Origin of the sequence: Streptomyces sp. 13-12-16, from assembly GCF_002114215.1 — a bacterium.
Lineage (GTDB): Bacteria > Actinomycetota > Actinomycetes > Streptomycetales > Streptomycetaceae > Streptomyces.
Window position 1 is genome coordinate 1 of sequence record NZ_NCTE01000570.1, and the last position, 6,353, is coordinate 6,353.

Below are 6,353 nucleotides of genomic sequence, written 5' to 3' on the forward strand. Positions count from 1 at the left end.
GCCGGCGAACAGCGGCGAGGCGTGCACGGACGTACGGAAGTGCCCGGCCGGGCCCGCGCCGGGCCCGAGGTAGAAGCCGCCCGGCCCGTACAGGGCGTCCTGGGCCGCCGCCCGCCAGCCCCGCGGGCCGCCGCCCTCCACCGCCCCTGCCGTCACCGGTTCCCCGCCCCCGCCGTCGCCGTCGTCACCGGCCCAGGTTAAGCGCGCGGACACGCCGGGCCTCCACCTTGCGGAGTACACGTGCCGACCGGGGATCGGCCCTCCGGTTGACCCCTGCACGCATTTCGCTTCCCTACGCTGGGTTACGTGCAGCGCCTCTATGACTTCCTCCGCAGACACCCGACGTGGGTCGACGGCTTCTGGGCCGTGGTCCTCTTCGGGATTTCGGTGATCGGCGGAGCGAGCATGGAGGAGTCCCGGGGGACGGACCTGCCCGCCCTCACGGTGCCGGTCATGCTGCTGCTGTCGCTGGTCGTCGCGCTGCGCCGCCGGATGCCCGAGCGGATGCTGGTCCTCGCCCTCACCGTGGGCCTGGGGCAGCTGATCGCGGACGTGGCGACGATGCCCGCCGACTTCGCCCTGCTGGTGATCGTCTACACGGTCGCGGCGGTCGGGGACCGCTGGGCCTCCCGCCTCGCGCTGACCGCCGCGCTGATCGCGGCTCCGCTGGCGCAGTTGCGCTGGCCCAACCACGAGGCGGGCACGGCGGAGAACATCGCCATAACGATCTTCCAGGCCGTGCCGTTCGCCCTCGCCTGGGTGCTCGGCGACTCCATCCGCACCCGCCGCGCGTACTTCGCGCAACTGGAGGAGCGGGCCGCCCGGCTGGAGAAGGAGCGCGAGGCGCAGGCCAAGGTCGCGGTCGCCGCCGAACGCGCCCGGATCGCCCGCGAGCTGCACGACGTCGTCGCGCACAACGTGTCGGTGATGGTGGTGCAGGCCGACGGCGCCGCCTACGTGCTCGACGCCGCCCCCGACCAGGCCAAGAAGGCCCTGGAGACGATCTCCTCCACCGGCCGCCAGGCCCTCGCCGAGATGCGCCGCCTGCTGGGCGTGCTGCGCACCGGCGAGCACGAGGAGGCCGGGGAGTACGTGCCGCAGCCCGACGTGCAGCAGATAGAGGACCTCGTCGAGCAGTGCCGGGGGTCGGGACTGCCGGTGGACTTCAAGGTCGAGGGCACTCCGCGCCCGCTGCCCAGCGGCGTCGAGCTCACCGCGTACCGCATCGTGCAGGAGGCGCTCACCAACACCCGCAAGCACGGGGGCTCCGACGTGGGCGCCAGCGTGCGCCTGGTGTACTTCGACGACGGTCTCGGCCTGCTCGTCGAGGACGACGGCAAGGGCGCCCCGCACGAGCTGTACGAGGAGGGCGGCTTCGACGGGCAGGGGCACGGCCTGATCGGCATGCGCGAGCGGGTCGGCATGGTCGGCGGCACCCTGGACGCGGGCCCACGCCCCGGCGGAGGATTCCGCATCAGTGTGCTGCTGCCGCTCAAACCCGCGCATTGACGCCCGCGCACGCCCCCCGTTGACACCTGTCACACCCCCTGCGACGACTTGACGACCGAATGGAAGAGGCCCCGATGACGATCCGCGTGATGCTCGTCGACGACCAGGTGCTGCTGCGCACCGGGTTCCGGATGGTGCTCGCCGCCCAGCCGGACATGGACGTCGTGGCGGAGGCGGGCAACGGGGTCGAGGCCCTGGAGGTGCTGCGGTCCACCGCCGTCGACGTGGTGCTGATGGACGTCCGCATGCCCAAGCTCGACGGCGTGGAGACGACCCGCCGGATCTGCGCGGACACCGACCCGCCGAAGGTGCTGATCCTCACCACCTTCGACCTCGACGAGTACGCCTTCTCCGGGCTGAAGGCGGGCGCGTCCGGCTTCATGCTCAAGGACGTGCCGCCGGGCGAGCTGCTCGCCGCGATCCGCGCGGTGCACAGCGGCGACGCCGTGGTCGCCCCGTCCACCACCCGCCGGCTCCTGGACCGGTTCGCGCCGATGCTGCCCAGCGCGGGCAAGCAGCCCGAGCACAAGGAGCTGGAACGCCTCACCGAGCGTGAGCGGGAGGTCATGGTGCTGGTCGCGCAGGGCCTGTCCAACGGCGAGATCGCGGCCCGGCTGGTGCTGTCCGAGGCGACCGTGAAGACCCACGTGGGCCGCATCCTGACCAAGCTGGGCCTGCGGGACCGGGTACAGGTGGTCGTCCTCGCCTACGAGACGGGTCTGGTACGGGCCGGCGGACACGGCTGAACGGACGGCCGCGCGCCGGTAGGGTGCGCGCATGCTGCTGTGGATCAACGGGCCCTTCGGGGGCGGCAAGACACAGACCGCACACGAGATACGGCGCCGCCTGCCGGGCAGCGTCGTCTGCGACCCGGAGCACCCCGGGTTCGGCCTGCACCGCATGCTGCCGCCCGGACTGCGCGGCGACTTCCAGGACCTGGAGTCCTGGCGGCGGGGCGTCGTCGAGGTCCTCGACCTGGCCCTGACGAAGCAGGACGGCGTGGTGATCGCCCCCATGACCGTCACGGACTCCGGCCACTTCGCGGAGACCGTCGGACGGCTGCGGGAACTCGGGCACGACGTACGTCACTTCACCCTCCTCGCCGAGCGCGCGACGGTGCTGCGGCGGCTGCGCGAGCGCGGCATCGGCCACCTCCTCGGGTCCGTCATGGGCGACGCCGCACTGCGCCGGGAGAGCTGGGCGGTGCAGCGGCTCGACCACTGCCTGGAGCGGCTGAGCGAGCCGGAGTTCGCCGAACACCTGTGGACCGACCGCACCACGGTGCCGAAGACGGCGGACCGCATCGCCGTCCTGGCCGGACTGACCCTGCGCCCCAGCCACGAGGGCCGGCTGCGGACCCGGCTGCGGCAGACGGGCGTGAGCATCCGGCACATCCGCTTCGACTGACGGACGCCGCACACGCCGTCAGCGCAGGATCCCCTCCAGGAAGTCGCTGCCGAGCCGGGCCACCACCGCCACGTCCAGCTGGTGCAGCACGTACCGCCCACGGCGGCGGGTGGTGATCAGGCCGGCCTTCTTCAGCACGCTCAGGTGCCGGGATATCTCCGGCGCCGTCATGCCGTGCACCTGGACCAGCTCGCCGGTGGTGTACGCGCTGCGGGCGAGGTGGCGGCACATGCGCATGCGGACCGGGTGGGACAGCGCGGTCATCCGCAGGGCCAGCTGCTCGACCGTCGGCGGGGCGACCGGCTCGGCGGAACCGACCGGGTAGTGCAGCACCGGCTGCCAGCCGTACCGGTGCAGCACCATCAGGTGCGGCCGGCCGAGACTGGTCGGGATCAGCAGCAGCCCGCCGTCGTCCGTGGCCGTACGTCCCTCGCCCAGCTTGTCGACGGTGATCCGCCCGGCGGCCTCGTCGAGCGTCACCGCGGGCGACACCGCCGCCAGCGCCTCGGCCAGTCCCCTGCGCCGGAGCAGGTCGGTCTTGTGGCGGGTGTCCGCGGCGAGCTGGTGCCGCAGCCGGGACCACGCCTCGGCGAAGAACGCCTCGTCGCAGTCCCGCAGGAACCGCCGCAGCCAGTCCCTGATCCGCGGCGGGTCGGCGAGCAGCCGCTCGGTGAACTCCGCCTGGCGCGGCCCCCGCGCGGCGGCCAGCTCCAGCGAGCGGCGCCGCAGGTTCTCGTCGGTGAGCGGGCCCGCGCCCGGAGCGCCGTAGGGGAGCGCGCAGGTGAACTCCAGGGCGGCGTCCACGAACTGCTCGTCGGAGAGCCTGTCCAGCAGGTCCAGTTCCTCGTCGAGGGTCCCGCCCGGGAGCGTCGCGCGGCCCGGCAGGCCGGCGCTCGGCAGGAACAGGTCCGAGAACGTCGTGCGCCACAGGAAGTCGGCCTCGCACATCCGGTCCGCGAGGTGCGGGTCCAGCCGCGCGGTCACGCCCGTCACCCAGCCCTGGAGCGCCGGGTGGTGCCCCGGCTCGGACAGCGCGTGCAGCGCCATGCCGAGCTCGGCCAGGGGCGAGGGCACGACGGTGATCCTCTCCGGCCGCAGCCCCGCGATGTCGATGCTCACGCTCATGCCCACATGGTGCACCTTGTCGGCGCCGGGCCTGGGCGTGAGGGGTTTTCGCCCCCGCCGCCCCTTCCCGTTCCCGGGGGCGCTGCCCCGGTTTCGGGACGGGAAGGGGCGGCGGGGGCGAGGAACCGTCAGTTCCGGACCAGCCGCCGCGCGAACTCCACCGCCGCCGCGCGTACGTCCTCGGCCGTCCACTCCAGCCCCGCGGAACGCACGTACACCTCCGTGAAGGACAGCCCCGGCCCCTTCGGATCCCAGTGGTTGGCGAAGAGCACGGTCCCCGTCTCCTCGGCCGCCCGGATCGCCGTCTCGGCGACCACCTCCGCCTCGTACGGCAGCCACACCTGGAAGTCGTGGGTGTGCGGCACCTCCGGGTGGACGCGGAACCAGGGCAGCCCCCCTGCCTCCAGACCCTCCCGCAGCGCGGCGGCCACCACGCGCGCGTGCCGGACGTGCTCCGGCAGCCGGGGCAGCTCCCGGTCCAGTCCGATCAGCGCCGACAGCGCGGTCGGGAACTGCTGGAAGACATTGCCCCCGTACCGGTGCCGCCAGGCCCGCGCCTCCTCGATCAGGCTCGTGGGACCGGCGAGGGCCGCGCCGCCGAACGCGCCGAGGGACTTGTAGAACGACACGTAGACGCTGTCCGCGAGGCCCGCGATCTCCTCCAGCGGCCGGCCGAAGTGCTCGGTGCACTCCCACAGCCGGGCCCCGTCGAAGTGCACGACCGCCTCGCGTTCCCGCGCGGCGGCCACCACCTCGGTCAGCTCCTCCCACGTGGGCAGCACGAAACCGGCGTCCCTGAGCGGCAGCTCCAGCATCAGCGCCCCGAAGGGCTCCTCGAAGTCGCGCACCTCTGCGGCGGTGGGCAGCCGGGGCTCGTTCGTCACCCGCACCGGCCGCAACCCGCTGACCTGGCTGAACGCGCTCCGTTCATGCACCTCGGGGTGGCTGAGCGGATGCAGCGCGACCGCGGGGTCGCCGGTGCGGCCGGCCCAGCAGCGCAGCGCCACCTGCTGGGCCATCGTCCCGGTCGGGAAGAACGCGGCGGCCTCGGTGCCGAGCAGGCCGGCGACCCGCTTCTCCAGGGCCTCGACGACACCGGTGCCGTAGATGTCGGACATCTCGTCGAGGTCGTACGCACTCCCCGCGTCCTCCAGCAGCGCCAGCCGCTCCCGGAGCGGGGCGACGAAGCCGAGGCGCGCGAGCACGCGCGGGGCGGCGCGCCAGGCGGCGATCCGCCGTTCGCGCAACGTCGGCCGCGACTCGTCGTCCGCCTCCGGGCCGGGCTCCCGCTCGTCCCGCACCCTCGTGGTGTCACCCGTGCCGTCCGTATCAGTCATGCGCGCGATCATCCCGCGCCCTCCTTCGCGCGGGCACCCCCATTTCCGCACGCGCGTGTGCCGCGACGGCGCACGGAAACCCACAGCCTGTGGACAACCGACCGCCCCCGGAACCGATCGCGTTAACATGACGAGAAATCGTCCGGTACCCCGAGCGGACTGGAACGGGAAGGCCGCCGTCGCGTGAACACAACCCCACAGCCAGATCCCCGGGACCGCCCCGCGCGGCTCACCGTCGGCGTCGTCGGCGCCGGACGCGTGGGCCCCGCCCTGGCCGCGTCCCTCCAGCTCGCCGGGCACCGCCCGGTGGCCGTCTCCGCCGTCTCCGACGCCTCCCGCAGGCGCGCCGAGCGGATGCTCCCCGACGTGCCGGTGGTACCGCCCGCCGAGGTCCTCCAGCGGTCCGAGCTGGTCCTGCTGACCGTCCCGGACGACGCCCTGCCCGAGCTGGTCTCCGGACTCGCCGACACCGGCGCGGTGCGGCCGGGCCAGCTGCTGGTGCACACCTCCGGGCGGTACGGCGCGAAGGTGCTCGACCCCGCCCTGCGGGCCGGCGCGCTGCCGCTCGCCCTGCACCCCGCGATGACGTTCACCGGCACCCCCGTCGACGTGCAGCGCCTCGCCGGGTGCTCCTTCGGCGTCACCGCCCCCGGGGAGCTGCGGCTGGCCGCCGAGGCCCTCGTCGTCGAGATGGGCGGCGAACCGGAATGGATCGCCGAGGAGAACCGCCCGCTCTACCACGCGGCCCTCGCCCTGGGCGCCAACCACCTGGTCACCCTGGTCGCCCAGTCCCTGGAACTGCTGCGCACCGCCGGTGTCGAGGCCCCCGACCGGATGCTCGGCCCACTGCTCGGCGCCGCCCTGGACAACGCCCTGCGCTCCGGCGACGCGGCCCTCACCGGCCCGGTCGCGCGCGGTGACGCGGGCACGGTCGCCGCGCACGTCACCGAGCTGCGCCGGCACGCCCCGGGGGCC

6 protein-coding genes and 1 pseudogene are annotated in these 6,353 nt (G+C 73.9%); 4 read left to right on the forward strand and 3 right to left on the reverse strand.

Translation table 11 applies throughout. From position 1 onward, the window contains the following. Nucleotides 1-213 (reverse strand): annotated as a pseudogene (locus tag B7767_RS46530) (hypothetical protein); the annotation flags it as partial. A gap of 93 nt (nt 214-306) precedes the next feature. Between B7767_RS46530 and B7767_RS22930 the strand changes: the two are divergent. The 3 genes from B7767_RS22930 (at nt 307) to B7767_RS22940 (ending at nt 2,916) form a co-directional block, all read left to right on the forward strand. Next, nucleotides 307-1,509: a sensor histidine kinase gene (locus B7767_RS22930; RefSeq protein ID WP_085573851.1), complete on the forward strand. Its 1,203-nt coding sequence runs from the start codon at nt 307-309 to the stop codon at nt 1,507-1,509. 74 nt (nt 1,510-1,583) lie between these two features. Next, nucleotides 1,584-2,255 (forward strand): response regulator transcription factor, encoded by a 672-nt coding sequence (locus B7767_RS22935; protein WP_030828136.1) that lies wholly within the window; start codon nt 1,584-1,586, stop codon nt 2,253-2,255. Nucleotides 2,256-2,286: 31 nt separating this feature from the next. Further along, entirely contained in the window at nt 2,287-2,916 is a 630-nt protein-coding gene (locus tag B7767_RS22940) for an AAA family ATPase (RefSeq protein WP_085573852.1), read from the forward strand. An 18-nt stretch (nt 2,917-2,934) separates the two neighbouring features. Here the strand turns inward: B7767_RS22940 and B7767_RS22945 are convergent, their stop codons facing one another. Continuing rightward, nucleotides 2,935-4,041: a DUF5937 family protein gene (locus B7767_RS22945; RefSeq protein WP_085573854.1), complete on the reverse strand. Its 1,107-nt coding sequence runs from the start codon at nt 4,039-4,041 to the stop codon at nt 2,935-2,937. A gap of 128 nt (nt 4,042-4,169) precedes the next feature. Further along, entirely contained in the window at nt 4,170-5,390 is a 1,221-nt protein-coding gene (locus B7767_RS22950; RefSeq protein ID WP_085573853.1) for a low specificity L-threonine aldolase, read from the reverse strand. 171 nt (nt 5,391-5,561) lie between these two features. Between B7767_RS22950 and B7767_RS22955 the strand changes: the two genes are divergently transcribed. Continuing rightward, a partial coding sequence (locus B7767_RS22955; protein WP_085573855.1) for a Rossmann-like and DUF2520 domain-containing protein occupies nt 5,562-6,353 on the forward strand: 792 nt, incomplete at its 3' end.

Coding starts and splice junctions, on each gene's coding strand:
- B7767_RS22935 (WP_030828136.1), top strand. CDS start 1,584: ATGACGATCCGCGTGATGCTCGTCGACGACCAGGTGCTGCTGCGCACC.
- B7767_RS22940 (WP_085573852.1), top strand. CDS start 2,287: ATGCTGCTGTGGATCAACGGGCCCTTCGGGGGCGGCAAGACACAGACC.
- B7767_RS22945 (WP_085573854.1), bottom strand. CDS start 4,041: ATGAGCGTGAGCATCGACATCGCGGGGCTGCGGCCGGAGAGGATCACC.
- B7767_RS22950 (WP_085573853.1), bottom strand. CDS start 5,390: ATGATCGCGCGCATGACTGATACGGACGGCACGGGTGACACCACGAGG.